The 539-nt window shown below is 50.5% G+C and carries 1 pseudogene; it reads right to left on the bottom strand.

The window, feature by feature from the left end:
* Window positions 1-539, bottom strand: a pseudogene (locus tag GTGU_RS26265) (hypothetical protein); the annotation flags it as partial.

Raw genomic sequence — 539 nt, 5'->3', positions numbered from 1 at the left:
TAGATCCTTAAAGACGATATCGCCGGGGCCGATGCGTTTTCTGGTCTCATCGAGCATGCCTTTGGTGTTGTCGGCAATCTCACCCAGCTTGCGGCCGGTTTTGTTGTGCCCGGTAAGATCTGTGCCCGATTCTTTTCCCGTTTTAGTTTCCGTTCCCGTCTCCGTCCCTTTGCTGGTTCCGTTGCCATTTCCAAAAGGTGAAAAAGGCTTCATGCCAGGAAAGAGAAAGGATGAATTCCATTCACCGTCACCGGGTGATTCATTTTTTACGGGATCGGTTTTTTTCGGGTCAACCTTCGTCGCATCTCCCTGCAGCAAAGCGATTTTGTTATTATGCTGCGCCTGCCGTTGTGTCTCTTCGATCTTCTTCCTTGTTCGTTCGGCCTCGTCAGGTAATGCCCCGAGCTTTTCAAGGATCCATCCGAGCGCATCAAGCAGGGCTTTGGCAGGTGTCAGAAGAAAATTCAGCACCCTACCGACAACATCACCAAAAGTAGCCCCGGCACTGGTACATTTGTCCAGCATCTCTTTACTGGTTT

Origin of the sequence: Trabulsiella guamensis ATCC 49490, assembly GCF_000734965.1 — a bacterium.
GTDB lineage: Bacteria > Pseudomonadota > Gammaproteobacteria > Enterobacterales > Enterobacteriaceae > Trabulsiella > Trabulsiella guamensis.
Note: the sequence above shows the minus strand (reverse complement) of the source record. Positions and strands in the feature narration are given on the sequence as shown.